Annotated in this window: 18 protein-coding genes; 3 read left to right on the forward strand and 15 right to left on the reverse strand. The window is 40.6% G+C overall.

The genetic code is table 11. From position 1 onward, the window contains the following. Positions 1-375 precede the first annotated feature (375 nt). Positions 376-1,119 (forward strand): hypothetical protein, encoded by a 744-nt coding sequence (locus H4J59_RS10335; RefSeq protein ID WP_182239128.1) that lies wholly within the window; start codon positions 376-378, stop codon positions 1,117-1,119. A gap of 82 nt (positions 1,120-1,201) precedes the next feature. Here the strand turns inward: H4J59_RS10335 and purD are convergent, their stop codons facing one another. The 6 genes from purD to prmA form a co-directional block, all read right to left on the reverse strand. After that, positions 1,202-2,488 carry a phosphoribosylamine--glycine ligase gene (purD, locus tag H4J59_RS10340; RefSeq protein ID WP_182239130.1) on the reverse strand — a complete coding sequence of 429 codons (1,287 nt, stop codon included), beginning with the start codon at positions 2,486-2,488 and terminating at the stop codon, positions 1,202-1,204. Positions 2,489-2,557: 69 nt separating this feature from the next. After that, positions 2,558-3,385: a class I SAM-dependent methyltransferase gene (locus H4J59_RS10345; RefSeq protein ID WP_182239132.1), complete on the reverse strand. Its 828-nt coding sequence runs from the start codon at positions 3,383-3,385 to the stop codon at positions 2,558-2,560. 238 nt (positions 3,386-3,623) lie between these two features. Then, positions 3,624-5,237, reverse strand: a complete 1,614-nt coding sequence (purH, locus tag H4J59_RS10350; RefSeq protein WP_182239134.1) for a bifunctional phosphoribosylaminoimidazolecarboxamide formyltransferase/IMP cyclohydrolase — start codon at positions 5,235-5,237, stop codon at positions 3,624-3,626. 184 nt (positions 5,238-5,421) lie between these two features. Further along, on the reverse strand, positions 5,422-5,709 hold the full coding sequence (gene fis, locus H4J59_RS10355; protein ID WP_044832893.1) for a DNA-binding transcriptional regulator Fis: 288 nt from the start codon (positions 5,707-5,709) through the stop codon (positions 5,422-5,424). Between the two features lie 5 nt (positions 5,710-5,714). Beyond that, a complete protein-coding gene (gene dusB, locus H4J59_RS10360; RefSeq protein WP_182239136.1) occupies positions 5,715-6,692 on the reverse strand; it encodes a tRNA dihydrouridine synthase DusB in 978 nt (325 codons plus the stop codon). A gap of 207 nt (positions 6,693-6,899) precedes the next feature. After that, a complete protein-coding gene (prmA, locus tag H4J59_RS10365) occupies positions 6,900-7,781 on the reverse strand; it encodes a 50S ribosomal protein L11 methyltransferase (RefSeq protein ID WP_182192496.1) in 882 nt (293 codons plus the stop codon). Positions 7,782-8,474: 693 nt separating this feature from the next. Here prmA and H4J59_RS10370 point away from each other — a divergent pair. Both H4J59_RS10370 and H4J59_RS10375 read left to right on the forward strand, forming a co-directional pair. Next, entirely contained in the window at positions 8,475-8,957 is a 483-nt protein-coding gene (locus H4J59_RS10370) for a putative 4-hydroxy-4-methyl-2-oxoglutarate aldolase (RefSeq protein WP_182239138.1), read from the forward strand. Positions 8,958-9,024: 67 nt separating this feature from the next. After that, a complete protein-coding gene (locus H4J59_RS10375) occupies positions 9,025-9,990 on the forward strand; it encodes an NAD(P)-dependent oxidoreductase (RefSeq protein WP_182239140.1) in 966 nt (321 codons plus the stop codon). Positions 9,991-10,202: 212 nt separating this feature from the next. Here H4J59_RS10375 and H4J59_RS10380 read toward each other — a convergent pair whose 3' ends face one another. The 9 genes from H4J59_RS10380 to phrB form a co-directional block, all read right to left on the reverse strand. Beyond that, positions 10,203-10,910 carry a hypothetical protein gene (locus H4J59_RS10380; RefSeq protein ID WP_182239142.1) on the reverse strand — a complete coding sequence of 236 codons (708 nt, stop codon included), beginning with the start codon at positions 10,908-10,910 and terminating at the stop codon, positions 10,203-10,205. 96 nt (positions 10,911-11,006) lie between these two features. Next, positions 11,007-12,830, reverse strand: a complete 1,824-nt coding sequence (locus H4J59_RS10385) for an alkaline phosphatase (protein ID WP_182239144.1) — start codon at positions 12,828-12,830, stop codon at positions 11,007-11,009. A 24-nt stretch (positions 12,831-12,854) separates the two neighbouring features. Beyond that, positions 12,855-14,438 (reverse strand): alkaline phosphatase, encoded by a 1,584-nt coding sequence (locus tag H4J59_RS10390; protein WP_182239146.1) that lies wholly within the window; start codon positions 14,436-14,438, stop codon positions 12,855-12,857. A 351-nt stretch (positions 14,439-14,789) separates the two neighbouring features. Further along, the gene (locus H4J59_RS10395; RefSeq protein WP_310733181.1) at positions 14,790-16,016 is read right to left on the reverse strand and encodes a cyclopropane-fatty-acyl-phospholipid synthase family protein; all 1,227 of its coding nucleotides are present in this window, start codon (positions 16,014-16,016) and stop codon (positions 14,790-14,792) included. A gap of 42 nt (positions 16,017-16,058) precedes the next feature. Next, positions 16,059-16,907, reverse strand: coding sequence for a DUF1365 domain-containing protein (locus tag H4J59_RS10400; protein ID WP_182239148.1), 849 nt, complete (start codon positions 16,905-16,907; stop codon positions 16,059-16,061). Beyond that, on the reverse strand, positions 16,900-18,183 hold the full coding sequence (locus H4J59_RS10405) for an NAD(P)/FAD-dependent oxidoreductase (protein WP_182239150.1): 1,284 nt from the start codon (positions 18,181-18,183) through the stop codon (positions 16,900-16,902). Before H4J59_RS10405 ends, H4J59_RS10400 begins: the two co-directional genes overlap by 8 nt. Further along, entirely contained in the window at positions 18,180-18,977 is a 798-nt protein-coding gene (locus tag H4J59_RS10410; protein WP_182239152.1) for an SDR family NAD(P)-dependent oxidoreductase, read from the reverse strand. Before H4J59_RS10410 ends, H4J59_RS10405 begins: the two co-directional genes overlap by 4 nt. Then, on the reverse strand, positions 18,974-19,453 hold the full coding sequence (locus tag H4J59_RS10415) for a nuclear transport factor 2 family protein (protein ID WP_182239153.1): 480 nt from the start codon (positions 19,451-19,453) through the stop codon (positions 18,974-18,976). The genes H4J59_RS10410 and H4J59_RS10415 overlap by 4 nt, the downstream gene beginning before the upstream one ends. A 168-nt stretch (positions 19,454-19,621) precedes the next feature. Next, positions 19,622-21,028, reverse strand: a complete 1,407-nt coding sequence (gene phrB, locus H4J59_RS10420) for a deoxyribodipyrimidine photo-lyase (protein ID WP_182239155.1) — start codon at positions 21,026-21,028, stop codon at positions 19,622-19,624. Positions 21,029-21,050 lie beyond the last annotated feature (22 nt).

The raw sequence follows: 21,050 nt of genomic DNA on the forward strand, positions 1-21,050 counted from the left end.
TCACTTTTAAAACGTTAAGTTAACTTAATCAGCTTAGACTAGATTAGATAACTCATTAAAACCGTTCGTTTGGGTTACCCCTTGGAACTGGAGCGCATTCTAGAGATTTCTGGCTTCACGTCAACCCTTAATATCAATTAAATTGCGATTAAATGACTGTTTGCTTTTTAATTGAACTATTCGACTACTTTATGGACTAATCATTATGTGGTTAGCAAAATTTGGCTAGCAATCTTTCCAAAAACCATATTCTTATGTACAAATAAACAGGAGATATAATGTATTTTATGCTCTATATTGTATTTGCGCATAATAATAATAACAAACTACAGATAAAGTGGACTTACCACAATGTTTGTACAGAGAGCATAACAAATGAAAAAACTTATCATCTTGTTAATGCTTGCTGGCATTAGTAGTACAGTTGTGGCGAAGGATGTTGCCGAATATAAACATGAACGTTTGATTGCTAAGATATTAAACCAACAAGTAAAGAAACAGAGAACAATTCAAAGTAGTGTCCATGCCATACTTTCACGCTATCCAGAGAAAGTAGATGTTGTTATGGCAGTAGCTTTTGCTCGATACCCAGAAAAATATCGTGAAATCATGTTGGGTGCTTTATCTGCTCAGCCTGTTTTAGCCTGCGATGTCATACAGAATTCGATTAAAGCTAAAGTTGCCCCTAGCAGTGAGCTAGTTGAAATAGCTATCACCGCAGAGCCCGCTTATGCTCAAGAAATAGTTAATACCGCGGTTAAATTTAATCCAAGTGAAATAGAAAATATTGTCCGAGTTGCCATTAGGACTGAACCTTACGACGTTAGTAACATCGTTAACAACACCGTATCAAATTACCCTAGCCAGATATTGAATATTTTAACAGCCGCTATTACAGCCATACCGGAACAGGCAAGTAATATAGTGAAAGATATATTAGCTTTATTTCCTGGTGAAGCCGACCGAGTAATTGCAACCGCCGTCAATCAAAGCACTGATAATCATAATAATGCTATTGTTAAAGCCGCTATTGATTTAGGATTTGATAGAGATTCAGCAATTGCTGCTGCAATAGCCGGTGGTGCAACACAAGAAACCTTAGCAAAACTTAATAACTAAGCTGTTAATTGTTATATAAAAAAGCCCAGTAATTACTGGGCTTTTTTATACGATTATATTATACGGTTGTGATTGCGCTCAGCTAACTTTGTTCGCGCTCGATCGCTCGATAAGCGATATCAGTACGATACTCAACACCTTGCCATGAAATTTGTTTTAATAATTCATAGGCTGATTGCTGCGCTTGAGTGACATTATTACCTAATGCTGTTGCACACAAGACACGACCGCCTGCGGTAACTATTGCACCATCTTTTTCAGCTGTACCTGCATGGAATATTTTTCGATCAGTGACCGTATTTGTCTCTAGACCAGAAATAACATCGCCTTTGGGATAACTAGCAGGATAATTAGCTGCTGCCATTACCACGCCTACTGCAGGGCGAGGATCAAAATCGATTGTTGCTTGATCTAACTCACCACGACAAGCCATGATACACAACTCAACCAGATCAGATTTTAATCGCATCATGATTGGCTGGGTTTCAGGGTCACCAAAACGACAATTGTATTCAATAACTTTTGGGGTACCATCAGTGTCAATCATCAAGCCCGCGTATAAAAAGCCGGTATAAGGTGCACCTTCTCTCGCCATGCCCTCAACGGTTGGCATGATAACTTCATTCATAGCGCGTTGATGGATCTCTGGTGTCACAACAGGTGCTGGAGAATAAGCGCCCATACCACCAGTATTTGGCCCTTTATCACCATCATAAGCACGCTTATGATCTTGGCTGGTAGCAAAGGCTAAAACATTTTTGCCGTCAACCATCACAATAAAGCTAGCTTCTTCACCTGTTAAAAATTCTTCAATCACCACACGATGACCCGCATCACCAAAAGCATTGCCGGCAAGCATATCTTTAATACCGTCTTCAGCTTCTTTTAATGTCATCGCAACAATAACGCCTTTGCCAGCGGCAAGGCCATCGGCTTTAACAACAATTGGCGCACCTTGTGCACGAACGTACGCAAGTGCAGGCTCGATTTCAGTGAAGGTTTGATAACTACCGGTTGGAATATTATTTCTTGCTAAAAAGTCTTTAGTAAATGATTTTGAACCTTCAAGTTGTGCCGCTTTTGCACTGGGTCCGAAAATCATTAAACCTTCTGCTTGAAAAGCATCAACAATGCCATCTACCAAAGGCTGTTCAGGCCCAACAATAGTTAGCACGATCTCGTTGCTTTTGGCAAAGTCGACTAAGGCTGGAATGTCGCCAGCTGATATTGCAATATTTTCCAACTTGGCTTCTGTAGCCGTTCCTGCATTACCCGGTGCAACAAATACTTTTGTTACTGAAGATGATTGTGCAGCTTTCCACGCTAATGCGTGCTCACGACCGCCATTACCAATGACCAAAACATTCATTTACTTACATTCCTAATATTTTAAAATTGCTATAACCTACAGAGATCAAGTTATAGCAGCTCAATTATGTTATTTTACAAATTTTAATGTCATACGATCGCTTTCGCCAATCGCTATATATTTTGCTTTATCTTGTTCGCCTAAACGTAATACTGGCGGTAAAGTCCATACACCTTTTGGATAGATGGCCATATCTTTAGCATTAGCGTTGATTTCACTGCTTGCTACTAAAGTAAACCCTGCCGCTTTGGCTTGTGCAATAGTTTTGCTTTGCGATACATAACCCTTTGCTTTTTCAGCGTCGACGCCTTCAGGCAGACGATGTTCTACCACACCTAACACGCCACCTTTTTTCAATGCTTTGTAAGCGTCTTTAAAAGCTTGTTCTACACCTTCATCGCGCCAGTTATGTAAATTACGAAAAGTCAGTACCAAATCGGCTGTACCTGCCGGTGCAAGTTCACTTGCTTGACGCGGAATAAAGTTAGTTAACTCTACTTCGCTAAATACGTCGTCACTGGCTAATTTTTCAACTAGCTTTTTACGTGAATTACTATAATAGTTATCTTCGCCAGTATCGGGATAATGAGCACCGTAAAGTTTACCTTTACCTTTTACTGCTGGGGCTAAAATTTCAGTATACCAACCACCACCGGGGGTAATTTCAACTACTGTCATTGACGGATCAAAACCAAAAAAGGCTAAAGTTTCTAACGGATGACGATATTCATCTCGCGCTTTATTTTTTGCTGAACGATGTTCTCCAGCGATAGCTTTTTCAAGCTGACTTTGCTGATGAGCATCCTGATGAGCGTTAACAAAACCAGAACATAATAAAGTTGCAGACACGATTGACGCGGTAAAAACTTTTTTGAGAGTTTGAGTTGTTGTATACATTGTTATCTTCCATTAACTAGTGAATTTTTATACAGGCTAGTTATAGCAGATTTCGTTCAGATGATCAGTGCCGTTACTCTTATCTTATCGACAAAAAAACAGCATTTGAACTTAATTGAGTGTGTGTAATGATTAATTTTATTACCCAGACACTACTCAGCATGATTTCTACAATAAAAACACTCAGAATAATTAATTCTATCTGAGCATTTTTATTTTACCACTGTACCATTTTGACTTAATGACGAAAGTGACGCATACCAGTGAATACCATGGCGATATTATGCTCATCTGCTGCAGCAATAACTTCATTATCACGCATAGAGCCACCCGGCTGAATTACCGCAGTAATGCCTGCTTCAGCAGCAGCGTCCAAACCATCACGAAATGGGAAGAATGCATCTGATGCCATAACAGAGCCTCTAACTTCAAGGTTTTCATCTGCCGCTTTAATACCCGCTACTTTTGCTGAGTAAACTCGGCTCATTTGGCCTGCACCAACCCCGATAGTTGCACTATTTTTAACGTAAACAATCGCGTTTGACTTAACAAATTTTGCTACTTTCCAACAAAATTGTAAATCACGCATCTCTTCGTCTGTGGGTTGGCGTTTAGTCACTACCGTTAAGTCGTCACTTGTTACGCTACCTTGATCCGTGTCTTGAACTAATAAACCACCATTAACGCGTTTAAAATCAAAACCAGTAGTTTTACTTGTCCATTGACCACAGACTAATAAACGCAGGTTAGCTTTAGTGGCAACAATTTTTGCAGCTGCATCTGACACGCTAGGTGCGATAATAACTTCAACAAATTGACGAGAAACGATTGCTTGCGCAGTATCGGCATCTAACTCACGGTTAAACGCTATGATGCCACCAAAAGCCGACGTTGGATCCGTCTTATAAGCGCCTTCATAAGCCGCTAAAATATTATCGCCAATAGCAACACCACATGGGTTTCCATGCTTAACAATAACGCAAGCGGGTTCGTCAAATTCTTTAACACACTCTAATGCCGCATCCGTATCAGCAATGTTGTTATAAGATAAGGCTTTGCCTTGCAATTGAGTTGCAGTGGAAACTGACGCTGCTTCAGGATTCGCTTCTTTGTAAAAAGCTGCTTCTTGATGCGAGTTTTCACCATAACGTAAATCTTGAGTTTTAATAAACTGGCTGTTAAAAGTACGTGGAAATTTAACTTTTTCACCTACTGATGAGTCAACAGATGCTGCTGATTCAGTTGCGCCATACGCAGGTAACATTTTACCAAAGTAGTTAGCAATCATACCGTCGTAAGCTGCCGTGTGCTCATAGGCAGCAATAGCCAAATCAAAACGTGTTTGATAAACCAAAGAATTATTGTTTGTCGCCATTTCTGCTAACACACGGTCGTAATCATGGGCATTGACTACTATGGTGACGTCTTTATGATTTTTAGCGGCTGCGCGCACCATAGTTGGGCCACCAATATCGATGTTTTCTATGGCATTTTCTAATGAACAATTTTCATCAGCAACGGCATTGGCAAATGGGTAAAGATTTACCACCACCAAATCTATCGCACTGATGTCGTTTTCAACCATAACAGTTTCGTCGATACCACGACGCGCTAAAATACCGCCATGTACTTTCGGGTGTAAGGTTTTAACTCGACCATCCATAATTTCTGGATGCCCGGTGTAATCAGATACTTCAGTGACTTTAATGCCATTTTCGGCCAATAACTTAGCGGTGCCGCCTGTTGATAAAAGGTCGACACCTTTTTGTGATAACGAGCGAGCAAATTCAACAATACCGGTTTTATCTGAAACACTTAATAGTGCACGTTTGATTGGGCGTGGTGTATCCATGGTTTTCTAATTACCTATAAATTAAAATGATTGTCTGGCCTATGACACATATCTGTTTTACATTATTGACATGCGGTAGTTCTTAAATGGCATAAAAGCTGACTACTTGGATAACTTTTATCTCTCTAAAAACAAAAAAGCACCCGAGGGTGCTTTTAATTGACAGGCTAGCCTGTCGTACTTCTTAGTTCATGCCGTATTTTTTTAACTTTTTACGTAAAGTACCGCGGTTGATGCCTAATAAGTTAGCGGCGCGGGTTTGGTTACCGCGCGTATATTGCATGACTTCTTCAAGCATTGGCGCTTCAATTTCTGAAAGTACAAGGTCGTACATATCATCAACGTCATTACCGTTTAACTGAGACAAGTAGTTTTTAATGGCTACTTTCGCTTGTGTGCGTAAAGGCGATGCCTTTGTCTGAGTTTGTAGGTCACCGGTAATAAATGGAGAGGAAATATTTTGTTCAAACATAAAGTTCAGACTCTTTCTAAAGTTAAATTATCAAAATACATAGTTAATGCGTCAAGTTGTTCAGTAACTGACTCGAGTGCATTAAAAATAGAACGAAACGATTTTCCTTGTTCATGCGTTTGCATGTACCAAGAAACATGTTTACGGGCAAAACGTAAACCCATAAATTCACCGTAAAATTTGTGTAATTCCATTACATGCCCAATCAAAATTGTGCGTACTTCATCCGTTGAAGGAGCAGGCAAATGCCTACCCGTTTTCAAGAAATAATTAATTTCTCGAAAAATCCAAGGTCTCCCTTGGGCACCACGACCAACCATAATGGCATCAGCCCCAGTGTAATTCAGCACTTGCTCCGCTTTTTCGGCACAAGTAATATCGCCATTAGCAACAACTGGAATACTCACCGCTTGCTTGATTGCTTTAATGGTGTCGTACTCTGCATTACCTTTATAAAAGTCATTACGAGTACGGCCATGCACAGCAAGTGATTGTATGCCGTTATGCTCAGCAATATTGGCTATTTCAATACCATTGCGAGTGCTTTCACACCAGCCGGTTCGAATTTTTAACGTGACAGGAATATCCACCGCATTAACCACAGCTTTAATAATTTGCTCGACTAATGCAGGCTCTTTCAGTAACGCTGAACCTGCTAATTTTTTATTTACCTTTTTTGCTGGGCAGCCCATATTGATATCAATAATTTGTGCGCCATTATCAGCATTATGCTTAGCCGCAAAAGCTAATTCTTCAGGATCCGAGCCCGCGATTTGTACGGAACGAATACCTGCTTCTTCGCTATGCAACATTCGACGCTGAGATTTACCGGTATTCCACACTTTTGGATTAGATGACATCATTTCAGATACCGCTAAGCCTGCCCCCATCTGACAACATAGTTGTCTAAATGGTTGATCGGTAATACCCGCCATGGGTGCAAGCATAGTATTGCTTGCTAAAGTGTATGGACCTATCTTCACGCTGCTGTTTTTTTGAGCTACTATTCAAAAGGGCGCTAAGTTTACGTGTTTTTTTTGGGATTGAAAAGGATATAAATTGAACAAAATGCGCTTTTTTTCACGTTTTTCGTGTTGACATTTTCTAAAGTGTTGATGCGAGCAGTTTCTGTACAATTTGATAACAAAAGCTGCTCGTTTTTAGGCCATTAATCGCCAACTCATAACAAACTAATAACGAACACCAGATAAACGCACCCATTCGTCTTGAACAGCAATCGCGTCCATCTGACAAAATTCAGCATACTGAGTTTGTAATTGTTCGGCTTGCTCTTCTAAAACACCAGACAAAGCAAGCACACCATTGCTCGCTAGATAGTTAATAATAACCGGAGCAAGTTCACGCAATGGTCCGGCTAAGATATTTGCCACTACTACATCGGCTTTAAATTCAGGTTGGTCTTTCGGTAAAAATAATGCCAAACGGTCTTCACATTGATTGCGTTTAGCGTTTTCTAAACTCGCTTGTAACGCCTGTGGATCGATATCAATACCAATCACTTTTTTTGCGCCTAATTTAAGCGCAGCTAATGACAAAATACCTGAGCCACAACCAAAATCGACCACGGTTTTGCCGACTAAATCTAAACCGTCCAGCCAAGTTAAACATAAAGCAGTTGTTGGGTGGGTACCCGTACCAAATGCTAGACCGGGGTCAAGCATAACATTCACCGCACTAGGGTCAGGAACATCACGCCAGCTTGGACAAATCCATAAACGTTGGCCAAATTTCATCGGATGGAAATTGTCCATCCATTCACGTTCCCAATCTTTGTCTTCTAGCTGTTCAAGCTTATAGACCATTTTAGCTTTGTCTGGATGAATACCTTTTAAATAATTCAACACCTTGTCCATATCATGACTGGCATCATATAAGCCCATTACCACAGTATTATTCCAATAAATGACTTCATCACCAGGAAGTGGCTCATATATAGGTGTATCTTTAGCGTCAATAAAGGTCACCGCTTGTGCGCCACAAGCACTCAACCAATCGCTATATTTTTCAGCTGTCTCTTCATTGGCACTTAATCTAAGCTGGATCCAAGGCATGTTTTTTTCTCATTAAAATTTTTTGCTAGTTTATCACCCTCTACCACGACAAAATAGTTACTTTAGCCATATACTCAGGCAATAACTACAGATAATTTGGCTATTGATAACCTTTCGTCATTGCTAGAGTAATAGCAAAATAAACGCTATCAAAATGCTGAAAATAATATCATTACTCCTAAGGTTTACAGCTGTATTAACTTGCTATCAAACCACTCAACATTGTCGGTAAAGAGGCTAGTGTATAACAACTGCTTAATAGAAAAAGTCAGGCTAGCGACACGAGGCTCGATATAATTGAAGTAACACGAATAGCCGCGCACCAAATTGCCAAGATAAAATTCTTTCCTTGGCCTTGCTCCCAACTCAGTGGCACTCAACCTTCAAGTGCCTAACTTTGCCACTGACTTATGCAACCGACTTATATAGTGCCGTAAGATTAAAAAATCTAAAAAGCTATTATGTTCGTATGAACAAAGACCTTAGATAATATCAAGGCTGATGTAGGTTACCAAATGACTTAACCCAATGACTTTAAGCCAATGAAAAAATGAATAGAGCCTTACCGCCAAGGAAAATAACTTAGCTTTATACTCGATATTACTTACGCTGAGCAGATATAAATTGCCTGTTCTGATAAAGTAAAACTTCATTTATACTCACTATACTAGCGTGCATACATTAAGGATAAAAATGTTAGATCTACTACCCGACTTATTTGATGATCATAGCGAACAGCTTTCTTTAGCTCAGCCGATTTTTAATGACTATGGTGGTCACACTATCTTCTCTGGCGAAATAGTGACTGTCAGCTGTCATAATGACAATTCCAAAGTCAAAGAGCTGGTGGCCACCGACGGTACCAACAAAGTGATGGTGGTTGATGGCAAAGCGAGTATGACTAACGCCTTACTCGGTGACATGCTAGCTGAGCTAGCCGTAAAAAATGGCTGGCAAGCTATTGTTATTAATGGCTGTATACGTGACGCGGGTACTATTGCCACTTTACCCATCGCGGTAAAAGCCCTTGGCTGCTGCCCAATAAAAACCGAGAAACTGGGTAAAGGTGAAATTAACCAGGTTATTCACTTTGCCGACTTAAGCTTTAATCCTGGTCAATATATTTATGGTGACGCTAATGGTTTAGCCATTAGCGAAGTCTTAATCCCCTTTTAATTATTACCCACTTAGTCAGCACAGTATCGCTAAGCGGGTAAATAAAGCCAAAAAACAGAGTGAAATAATGAAGTACTTTCCTATATATCTAGATGCCAAACATATTAACGCTATGATTATAGGTGGCGGCGAGGTAGCAGCACGTAAAATTGAGCTGTTATTAAAATCGACAACTAACATTTCTATTATGTCTGAAACACTGAATAGCAGCGTTGAGCGTTTGGTGAATTTGCACCAATTAAATTGGCTCAAGCATAATTATCAACCCGGCCACCTGAGTAAGAGTAATATTGTCATTGCTGCCACCGACAGTGTTGAAGTTAATAGCGCGGTGGCCACAGAAAGCACTCAGTTAAAACTACTAACCAATGTCGTTGACCAACCTAAACTGTGCACCTATATAACCCCGGCTATTATTGACCGAAGTCCCATCATAATTTCCATGTCGAGTTCTGGCAGCGCACCTATTTTACTGCGGATGTTACGCGAGCAAATTGAAAAAACATTACCTAATGGTTATGGAAAATTAGCTGACTTTTCTTTTAAATTTAGAGACCACGTAAAAGCGCGCGTGAAAAGTTTACGCGAGCGTCGCACTTTTTGGGAGCGCACTTTACGCGGCAGTATCGGACAAGCCATTTTAGATGGTAAAACCACTTCAGCTGAACAACAGTTAATTGCCAGCTTACAAACACAATCGCCGCCACCCAGTGGGGAAATTGTTTTTATCCATACCCGTGACGGTAACCCCGATCATTTAACCCTTAATGCCCATCGAGAAATGCAATTTGCCGACGCGGTTTTTTACGACCAAGCGGTTAATATCGACCTGATTGAATATATTCGACGTGACGCCAGCAAGTTTCCTCAAGCAATCGCCTCAAGCATTTTGATTAATGTTCAACACGCATTAGATTTAGCCGACCAAGGTGAAAAAGTGATTTACTTACTCAGTGGCGCTGTCGAATTACCTGAGAATAAAACCTTGGCAGAAAGCGCTATTATCACCAAGCATATATATAGTGGCAACTAATGCGTTGAGTTGAGTGACTAAAGCCTAAGGCCTAAGGTAACGACTATTCGAATACTGAAGTAAAGTTACTCCCGCAACGACATAACACCAAAATAAAGTAATACCACTAGCCGTGGGCTCTAACAAAGAGCTCACGGTTTTAAATGGCTAATAAAAAAACCAACACCCTTGCCGCTAACGCAATAATTTGGCTGTTCTGCAGATCAGGTAACTTAATGTTGATGCGGCTTGTCGACCAAAGCTGGACGATTATGCACCGGCATTGAAAAACCTTGATTAATCATTGTCGCTAAAAACGGTATACCTTCATTATCGCCGATATCAGCATAATCTGTGCTCTGATAATTCCTGTATTGCTTAAGTAGTGATACTGTTTTTTCCGCATTAGGTTGAAATTTTGTCAACTGCCATCGTCGCGTTAACTCGGCATCTTTTACTTGAAAGAATTTTACTAACTGTAATTTTGGTAACCAAGTTAACTGATATTCTCTGTGTTTATCTTTCAGTACAAAGTGTTGCTCAAGTAAACAACCCGCTTTGTTCTGCTCTACCAGTTGCATCTGACTCAGTTCGGGTGTCATAACCAACTGAAAAGCATCTTGCCACTGCGGCTGGTGTCTTAATTCATTGGGTTGATATTCAATGGTGTGTTGATACTTTTCAAAGGCTCGATTTAGCGATAATCGATTACCGTTCAACAACCAAATATCGTTAATACCTGCGCTGACATTTCGTTGCAGCACGGTATTATTATTGCGGTGTAGTTCAAACAATTGCTGAACTGGCTTTGTTATCCGCTTGCTATTAGCTGCTTGAGTACTTAGTTGATAATAAGCACTGATCACATTAGGCGAAATATTGCACTCACTGGCGCTAATACTCAAAGACAAAAGACATAATAATGCTGAAATAATTTTCATAATAAAACCAACTCAGGGTACATAGGTCAATAAATAAAAGGAAGTTGCCATTTTAATCTGACAACTTCCCTGCTACAGCATTTGCTAAAGCAGGAGTTAATTTAGCGCTTGCTCAGCTTTTGTAACAAGATCTGCGGCATAATCCATCACGTGGAAAATCACACTTTGCTCATTGGTACCGGTAATTAAATGCGCACCAGGACCCTGGGCGTAAACACCCACATCTTCACCCGCATGGGTTTCCGAACTTGTTGGCACTAAGGCTTCTTGATGAAAGCCCGTAGACTGGGTATCCACCATACTAAGATCTTGACGGCCAGTGACAGCGTCAGCGCTATAACTCGCATCGGCATTAGTTTCTGCACCTAAATCTCTAAAGCCTTTGCCATTGGTATAACCTAATGTTGTGTATGGCATGCCGTCACTTGCTAGGCTTGGTTCTGTGCTACCCACACTCACCACTTTACCTAAAATAGGGTTACCGCGTTTTGGATAGCCTGCCATCGTAAAGACATGACTATGATCCGCGGTAACAATAATTAAGGTTTCTTCTGGATTGGTCGCATCAACCGCGGCCTGTACTGCATCAGCAAAAGCAATCGTATCTGTTAAAGCGCCATGCGCACTACCGGCATGATGACCATGATCAATCCTGCCGGCTTCCACCATTAAGAAAAACCCTTGCTCGTTATTATCAAGTATATCAATCGCTTTATTGGTCATCTCGCGTAAAGACGGCTCACCGGCAATGTCATTGCCACGATCGGCTTCATACTGCATGTGCGATTCATTAAATAAACCAAACAGCCGCGGCGTGGTATTAGCATCAACCGCATCAAAGCCCGCTTGGTCGGTAACGAAACTGCCCGCTGGATACTGTGCTTGCCATTCTGCGGTTAAATCTCGGCCATCGGTTCTATCACCCTCTATAGCACTGGCCGCATCGGTACTATTAAAGGCCGCATCTTTTGGTAAAAAGTGTCGTCTTCCGCCGCCTAGTACTACTTCTATGCCGTTAACTTTTGCGCCAGAAAATCGGCTTTGCATATCATTTTCAAAACTAATCAATTGTGAGGCAATATCAACACAGCCCGCGGCCACAGCAGCAGCTGGCATATCAGAGTTATCTTCCCAGTTTCTCTCTGCCGATTTAGCATAAGTTGCCGCTGGCGTAGCATGTGTAATACGCGCAGTAGAAATAATACCTGTTGATTTGCCGGCAATTTCTGCTAATTCTAATGCGGTTACTAGCTCATTACCGGAGACTGAAGCACAATCGCCGCGACTAATGGCTTCGTTTACACCAATAACGCCTGCATCAGTTTTAACCCCTGACATCATCGCGGTCATGGTGCCCGCAGAATCTGGCGTTTGTGCATCAACATTATAGGTTTTAGCAAAACCAGAAAAAGGGAACTTATCAAAACTTAATTGATGTTCTTCACCCAATTTACCTAACTGTTGGCCTGCTAAAATGCGCGTTGCCGTCACAGTAGAAATACCCATACCATCACCAACAAACAAAATAATATTTTTCGCTTTGCCTTTAGTATTAACCAATGACTGAGAATTGATTGCGGCTTGTGCTAAAACACTTTGGCCTTGCTCATACCATAAATTATGAGTGGTGGCGGTCAATGCCGAACCTTGTGTTTGCGTTAGTGTCGGTGAACAAACAAATTCTGTTGCATCGACTTCATTAGTATCCAATACGCCAGAGCTATCATCATCAACACCTGAATCAATTTTTACACCACCATTAAGGCATTGTGCATGGCCAACATTTAATAAGGTTTGGCTAACCAGACTATTGAAAGCACTTTCGCCGTCAATACCATTGCTACCATTTGAACCGTCATCTCCGCCACAACCTGCTAATACAGCCAACACGGCTAATGATAAATTTTTTACTGTTTTCATGATTAATTCCTTTCGATTAGCCAGTTAGTTAGCAATTAAGCCAAGCGATTGATTGATGATATGAAACACAACACTTTGTTCGATAACGCCTTGTGCCAAGTGCGCTCCAGGTCCTGATGCGTGTAAACTAATATCTTCACCTGCATGGGTTTCAGAGCTCAGTGGCACGGTAGCCTCTTGATGAAATCCTGTGGTGGTGGTGTCTACTGTGGTTAGATCTTGACGACCGGCCAGTGCATCATCGTTATAGGTTACGTCTGCATTGGTTTCATTGACCAAGTTTCTAAAGCCTTTACCATTGGTATAACCTACTGTGGTATACGGCAGGCCGTCACTTGCTAGAGCCGGTTCAGTTGCGCCAACATTAACCACCTTACCTAATATTGGATTACCGCGTTTTGGGTAACCGGCAATGGTAAATACATGGCTATGATCCGCCGTAACTAAGATTAATGTTTCTTCAGGATTGGTATTATTGATAGCGGCTTGTACTGCGTTAGAGAACTCGATGGTATCGGTTAAGGCATTATAAGCAGAGCCCGCATGGTGACCATGATCAATTCGCCCTGACTCAACAACAAGAAAAAAGCCTTTGTCGTTATTATCAAGAATATCAATGGCTTTACTAGTGAGTTCGGTTAACGAAGGTTCACCCGCAATATCATTACTGCGATCGCCTTCGTATTGCATATGCGACTCATTAAATAGCCCCAACACCCGCTCAGTACTACTCGCGTCAATGGCATCGAAGCCTGCTTGATCGATAATATACTGACCGTTTTGATATTGTGCTTGCCATTTGGCGGTTAAATCAACACCATCGGTGCGATCGCCTTCAACGGCACTACTGGCATCTGCACTGTTAAAACTTGCATCCTTCGGTAGAAAGTGTCGACGACCGCCGCCAAATGCCACTTCAATACCATCAACGTCAACGCCGGGGAAACGTTGCTCTAGGTTTTTTTCAAAATCAATAAGTTGGCTTGCAATATCAACACAGCCTCCTGCTATGGCTGCTGCTGGCATATCAGAAATATCTTCCCAATTTCGATCCGCTGATTTTGCAAATGTTGCCGCGGGTGTCGCATGGGTAATACGTGCCGTTGAAATAATGCCGGTTGACAAGCCTTTAATTTCAGCAGCTTCTAATGACGTGACTAATTCATTGCCCTTCACTGTTGAACAATCACCACGTTCAATATCTTCATCAACACCAATCACACCAACATCTGTTTTTACACCTGACATCATCGCGGTCATGGTGCCGGCAGAATCTGGCGTTTGTGCGTCAACATTATAGGTTTTGACTTGCGCAGAATAAGGAAATTTTTCAAAACTTAAGTAGCCTTCCTCGCCCGTTCTTCCTTCGTTTTGCCCGGCTAAAATTCGTGCAGCGGTTAAGGTTGACAAGCCCATGCCGTCACCAACAAATAAAATGACATTTTTAGCTTTATTACGGGTTATTAGTTTGGTTTTAGCCATCACCGATTGCTGACCATCAACAAACCACTGACTGTCTTTTTGTACGTTTGGTAAAACCCCAGCAATAGCGACGCTAGAGAGTAAAAAAGATGACAAAGCTGAAAGTGAAACCCATGTCGAGTTCATAATGCTTCCCTTGATGTTATTTTTAGTTAAAGTAAGTTTGCTAATGCCGATGCATTAACACCACTAGCATGCTAAGCAGTAAAAATGACAGTAAGGTAAAAGAAAAATGACCGAACGATGAAGGTTTTATAACGTAAGTGTGACAACCAATGAGATAAGCAGCAGAAAATACAGCATAACTTAGCCTACACAACACAATAACAATGCGCTTAAAGGTAAAGTAGCGGTGTAAATTGGCGGTAATTTAAGTTGTAGGGGGTAACACTAAGTGCAAGTGTGATGAATAAAAAAAAGCAGAAAAAATAACTTGTATAGTTATTGTTTCTGCTTTGATCAATGCAGCAATAGCCGTTACTTTCTAGCGACTAAATGTACGGTACTGGTGGCACGCTCAAGAAAAGCGCCTTCACAATAAGCGAAGTAATAAAGCCAAAGGCGTTTAAATTCTTCATCATAGCCAAAAGGTTTAAGCTCAGGCCAAGAGTTTAAAAAGGCTTCACGCCAATGCGCTAAAGTTTTGGCATAATCTAAACCTATGTCGTTAATCGATTCTGTGACTAAACCCGTATATTCGGTCAGGTGACCGGTAAGCACAGTAATAGAGGGTAAAAAACCACCAGGGAAAATATAGCGCTGAATAAAGTCAACATTTTGTTTGTAATGGTCGAAACGCTGATCGGCAATGGTAATAGACTGTATCAACAATTTACCGCCCGGTTTTAATCTGGCATTACATTGCTTAAAAAAGCTGGGTAAATATTCAAAACCAACCGCTTCTATCATCTCAATTGAAACCAGTTTGTCGTATTCACCGGTTAAGTCGCGATAATCTTCTTTTAACAAGGTTATTTTGTCTGCTAGCCCTAACTGCTCAATGCGCTCTTTAGCATATGCATGCTGGGCATCAGAAATTGTTGTCGTGGTAACCTTACAACCGTATTGCTGCGCGGCATAAATAGCTAAACCGCCCCAACCTGTCCCTATTTCGAGTAAATGATCATCAGCTGTCAGCTCTAAGCGTTGGCAAATAGTCGACATTTTATGCAGTTGTGCCTGCGCTAAGCTTGCTTCCTCATTAGGGTAAATCGCTGATGAGTACATCATTTCAGGATCAAGGAAGCGTGAATAAAGTTCGTTACCTAAATCATAATGAGCCAAAATATTCTTTTTTGAACCTGCTTGGCTATTACCATTACTTCGATGTAGCAAGGTGTCTTTAAGCTTTGTTAGCCAAGGTCTTTGCTTTTCAAGTGCATCGGTTTCTTGCTGGGCACGAGCAAATATGCGCACAATAGCGGTTAAATCTGGACTGCTCCATTTACCAGCAATATAAGCTTCTGCTACGCCAATAGAGCCGCCTTTAACAAAATCACGGTACGCACTGCTGTCATGTATATTCATACGCCCGAGTAAGGCGTTGCTTTGAGCAATTTCTGGAAAAAGAAAGTGCTCATCATTATCAACTAACTCAATTTGGTCAACTTTCAGTTTTGCAAAAACCGAGTGCACTAAACTACGACAACGCTTGTCTAACCAGCTTGCTTGCTTTTTAATTTTCAATCCTGACACTTGTTCCACTGCTAGACTCCTAATTTAAGTTTTTTGGCTTAACTTTTTGACTTATTTATCAGGCTTACTTTTTTGGTAGCCAATAAAGGGTATACGTTTCCAGAAGAGCTTCATAGCTTGCCAATATATGCCAAACACTATTTTTAAGGTCATCACGGGCATATTAAACCAGAGTTGCCATAACGACGCCGTCGAAAAAGGCGCTTTGGTTAATTTCATGGTTACATCAAATATTTTTCCGCCCGTGCTTACCTCACTGCCATTATCATTAACAATGTTACGGTGATTTTCTATATGTACTAATAATGCTGAACTATCAGCCATTGGCGGCTTAATCAGCCATTTATAGCTCATATTTAAATCCATAAAAGGCGATACTTGAAAATTTTTATCGGTAACATGTGGCGTTAAATCTGGGTCGTTAATATCACCACTTGCTAGCGGCACTAAATAATAATGCCGTTCATTCCATGGTGTATTACTGACTTCAACCAAGACTTGCGTACAAATTTCATCGGCGTTATAACAAAAATAAAAATTTGCTGGACTAAAATATAGCCCTAAACACCTAACCTGAACTAACATTGTGATGCGACTTATATCTGCGGCACTCGATTCTTCAACACAAGATGCTTCACCACAAGATAAGGTATGCACTTTATTCACTATACGTTGCTTAAGGCATTCTGGTTCATCTCTAAGGTAATCATTTTCTTTAAACCTCAAGAGATTAAACCAAGAAAATCCAAAAATACCTTTTGGACTTTGCTTCGCTTGCATCTCATCAACGTCTAGTGCCAGCATATATAGTTGGTAACTAAAGCTGTGCGACTTTGGTGTAAATCGTCGATGAGTTATCTGGCCACTATAAATGTGATTATGTCTTGAAGGCTCAACCATCGTGATGTTCCGGCTGATTCTTTTGTAAATAACAATCAAATCGCTGCCCAACATCTACCGCACTTCTAACACCGTCTTCATGAAAGCCGCTGTACCAATAGGCACCGACAAAATGGGTGTTTTGCTTACCGCATATAGCTGAGCGTTGGCGCTGGGCGTTAATAGAGCTAGTTGAGAACACCGGATGATGATAAGTAAATTCGCGTAAAATTTTACTTGGGTCAATATCTTCACGCTGATTTAAGGTGACGCAAAACGTGTGCTTGGCGTTCAAGCCCTGCAAAATATTCATATTGTAGGTAACACTAGCGGGTTTAGTTCTGTTAGCACTCAATTGATAGTTCCAACTCGCCCAAGCTTTTTTTCTTTTTGGTAATAAATTAATATCGGTATGTAACACCACTGAGTTTGCGCTATAAGGTATAGCAGCTAGTATTTTTTGCTCTTGTTCACTAGCATCAGACAGTAACGCTAAAGCTTGATCTGAATGACAGGCTAAAACCACTTCATCGAAGGTTTGACTTTCACCATTGGCAAAATGTAACTGCACTTCATTGTTTTCCCTAGTCACCGCGGTAATATCCGCATTAAGGTGAATATTATCCGCAAAGGGCTTACATAGCGGAGCTAAGTAACTTCTTGAACCTTTGGGTACTACATACCACTGTGGACGATCAGCGATATTCAATAAACCATGATTATGAAAAAACTTAACAAAAAAATGAAATTGCAAAACTTGCATCTGCGCCAACGAGCTGGACCAAATAGCCGCCCCCATAGGTAATACATAATGCTCAGCGAAATAGTCACTGAATTTATTTGCTTGTAAAAACTCACCCAAAGTTAAACTATCCTGATAGTTTTTCACTTGATAACTTTGCTTACACAGCTTATTAAATCGGAGAATTTCTTTTACCAACCACCAAAACTTAGGGTTAAAGATATTACGGCGTTGAGCAAATAAGGTATCGAGGTTATGGCCGTTGTATTCCATGCCTGTAGTTGAATTATGCACTGAGAAACTCATTTCTGTTTCTTGCTTACCAACCCCTATTTCGTCTAGTAAGGCTAAATAATTTGGGTAGGTTTTATTATTAAATACAATAAACCCGGTATCAATGGCATAAGACTGACCTTCCAACTCAACATCCACGGTCGCGGTATGTCCGCCAATATGGGCCGACTTTTCAAAAACACTGACTTCATGCTTTTTCGATAATAAATAAGCTGTGGTTAAACCCGAGACACCGGCACCTATAATGGCGATACGTTTCATTTTTTGTTATTCCTTAACTCTTTTTTCTTCTTTAAGGCTTTTTCATTGCTTAAAGCTTTCTCATTTTTTAGAGCAATACTTTGCCAAATAAAGTCTGGCAGCAGTGCAAATAATTTCATGATCAGGGTTAACCTTTTAGGGAAATGCAGGTAACTTTTCCGGCCACTCACGCCTTGGTAAATACGACTAGCCGCTTGCTCACTGGTCAATAAAAATGGCATAGCAAAGTCATTTTTATCGGTTAATGGCGTTTTAATAAATCCAGGATGAACTAAGGTTACCGCTATATTTTCTGCTTTTAAATCCAGCCGCAAACTTTTGGCTAAATAATCAATTCCAGCTTTAGAAGCGCCATAAGCCTCTGCCCGTGGAAAAGGCAATAAAGTTGCACTAGAACTGACAAATACGACTTGCCCCCCCGCGTTAACTTTTGGCAAAAAGTGCTCGAGTAAATAGCCCAGAGATTGTAAGTTTGTCGCTATAACGCTAGCAAACAATTCACCATCAAAGGCTTTAGCATTATCAATATAGCGACAATCACCCGCATTAAGCATTAAAATATCAATGCGCTCTATAGCGCTAATTTTATTGGCTGCAGTACGGATCTGCTCTTTATCCGTGATATCAAAAGCAATGGGAACAACATTGTCATTATCAGTGGCTAATTGTTTAAGCTTTTCTTGATTACGACCACAAGCAATAACCTGATAGTCATGGGCTAAATAATGCTGTAACAATGACTCACCTATGCCAGAAGTAGCGCCTGTGATGAGAATGGTAGGTTTTATATTCATGCGTTTGCGGCCCTATTTTTAAGCGAGCGAATAACCCGCCCCAACAAAGGTAGTTGCTCGTAAAGCATAGCACCTAAATCTAAGTAATCGCGATGATAAATAACCTTATCACCAACGCCTTTAAGATGAGAACTGCCTTGCACAGTGACAATTTCACCTGAGTTTAAGCGCGGGTGTTGGTAACTCATTTGCCAATAAATAGCCGCCTCTGAGTCGTGCGCTATGACGTGTTCGATTGTAAAATCACAATAACTAAGCTTTTGATAAAGTTGGTTAAAGTATTTTTTTAACTGCTCAAAGCCTGTTAGTTGATGCATAGGATCAGTAAAGACAATGTCTTGGTGGTAAACGTCAGCTAGCAACTGCAAATTATCAGTTGAGAGCCTTTGGTAGGTATCAATAAACTTAGCTAACCACAATGGATCTTGGGGTTGAGCACTAAATTTAGCCGATTGCGTAACATTTTTATTTGACATAAATACTCTTTATTTTATCATCACATTAATCCCTTATGCGAAAAATCATAGCCATTGCATTACTTAGGCTAAATAATGCAATGGCTTTATTTCAGCATAAGTAACAAGGCTAAACTTTCAAGAACACATTTGTATTGCTCAAGACTAAACATTAATACCTAATGACGATCACACCCTATAAAACTCAAGAGCAGCTAACCTAGCTTGCTTGTGATCTACTATTGCTGGCCAATAAGATAATAACTTTTCTTTAGCCATATATTGGTGTGGAAAGTGGATCTCTTTGTCAGGTAATTTCGCCAGCTCTGGTACATATTTACGAATAAAGGTGCCTTTTGGATCAAACCTTTCGCTTTGTCTAATCGGGTTAAATACACGAAAGTAAGGCTGTGCATCGCAACCTGTACTTGCCGCCCATTGCCAACCACCATTATTAGCCGCAAGATCACCATCAATAAGCTGCTGCATAAAGTATTTTTCTCCCCAGCGCCAATCAATAAGTAAATGCTTAGTCAAAAAACTTGCTACCACCATACGCAGTCGATTATGCATCCAGCCTGTTTGATTCAGTTGCCTCATGGCAGCATCAACCAAGGGGTAGCCGGTTTTTCCTTGACACCATGCATCGAATAACTTTGGGTCATTAGGCCAAGTCATAGTGCGATATTTAGGATTAAAGCATTGATGTTTCGATAAACTCTGTTGATGAAAAACTAAATTTCGATAAAACTCTCGCCATATTAGCTCATTGAGCCAGGTAAATTCCTCACTGTCTGACGCGACTAAAATATCAGGAAAACGTTGGATAAATAACAGCAATAAATAGCGTGGACTAATCGCACCTATCGCTAGATAAGGTGATAAGCCCGAGGTTGCTTTAATGGCGGGAAAGTCACGTTTTTGTCCGTAACCTGCCACTTTATATCGGTAAAAGTCAGGAATAACTTGTTGTTCAACTTGTTCAGCCAAAGGCCATGCCGCCGATTCATTAGAACAGTGTAAAGGCGTGTTTAATGTCAGCGGTGCTTGGCTGTTTGGATTTGGTGTGGTTGAATCTTTAGGGCTAGGCTTACCCAGGTAAGGAAAACTATGCTGTTTTACATAAGTTAACCAAGCGCGTTTAAACGGGGTAAATACCTTATACATTTCACCACTTTTATTTAGCACTTTACCTTTTTCAACGATAACATCACTTTCAAACATGCGTAGTGGAATACCTTGCTCAAGACAAGACTTATCGCGTTGGTTTTCATTAACTTCTAACTCTTTGTTAGCCACTACTTCACTAACATTATGTTGCTGGCAATAATTTTTTAAAAATGAAATTTGTTCAGAAAAATCATCACAATGAACAACCTGCAAACTAACATTTAAAGGTAATAGCTGCTCGGCGAGTGCATTGACATGACGTTTTATAAAATCAATTTTTATTGTTGACCAATCATGAGCTGACCACTGTTTTTCACTGACAAAAAATATCGCCTGAGCTGTTTCAGTACCCTTATTTTGTGCAAGGAAATAATCTAAGGCGGGATTATCGTGAATTCTTATATCGTTGCGAAACCAAAGTAACAAGGACGTTCCTTAATAATTAACT

Origin of the sequence: Colwellia sp. MB02u-10, assembly GCF_014077185.1 — a bacterium.
GTDB lineage: Bacteria > Pseudomonadota > Gammaproteobacteria > Enterobacterales > Alteromonadaceae > Cognaticolwellia.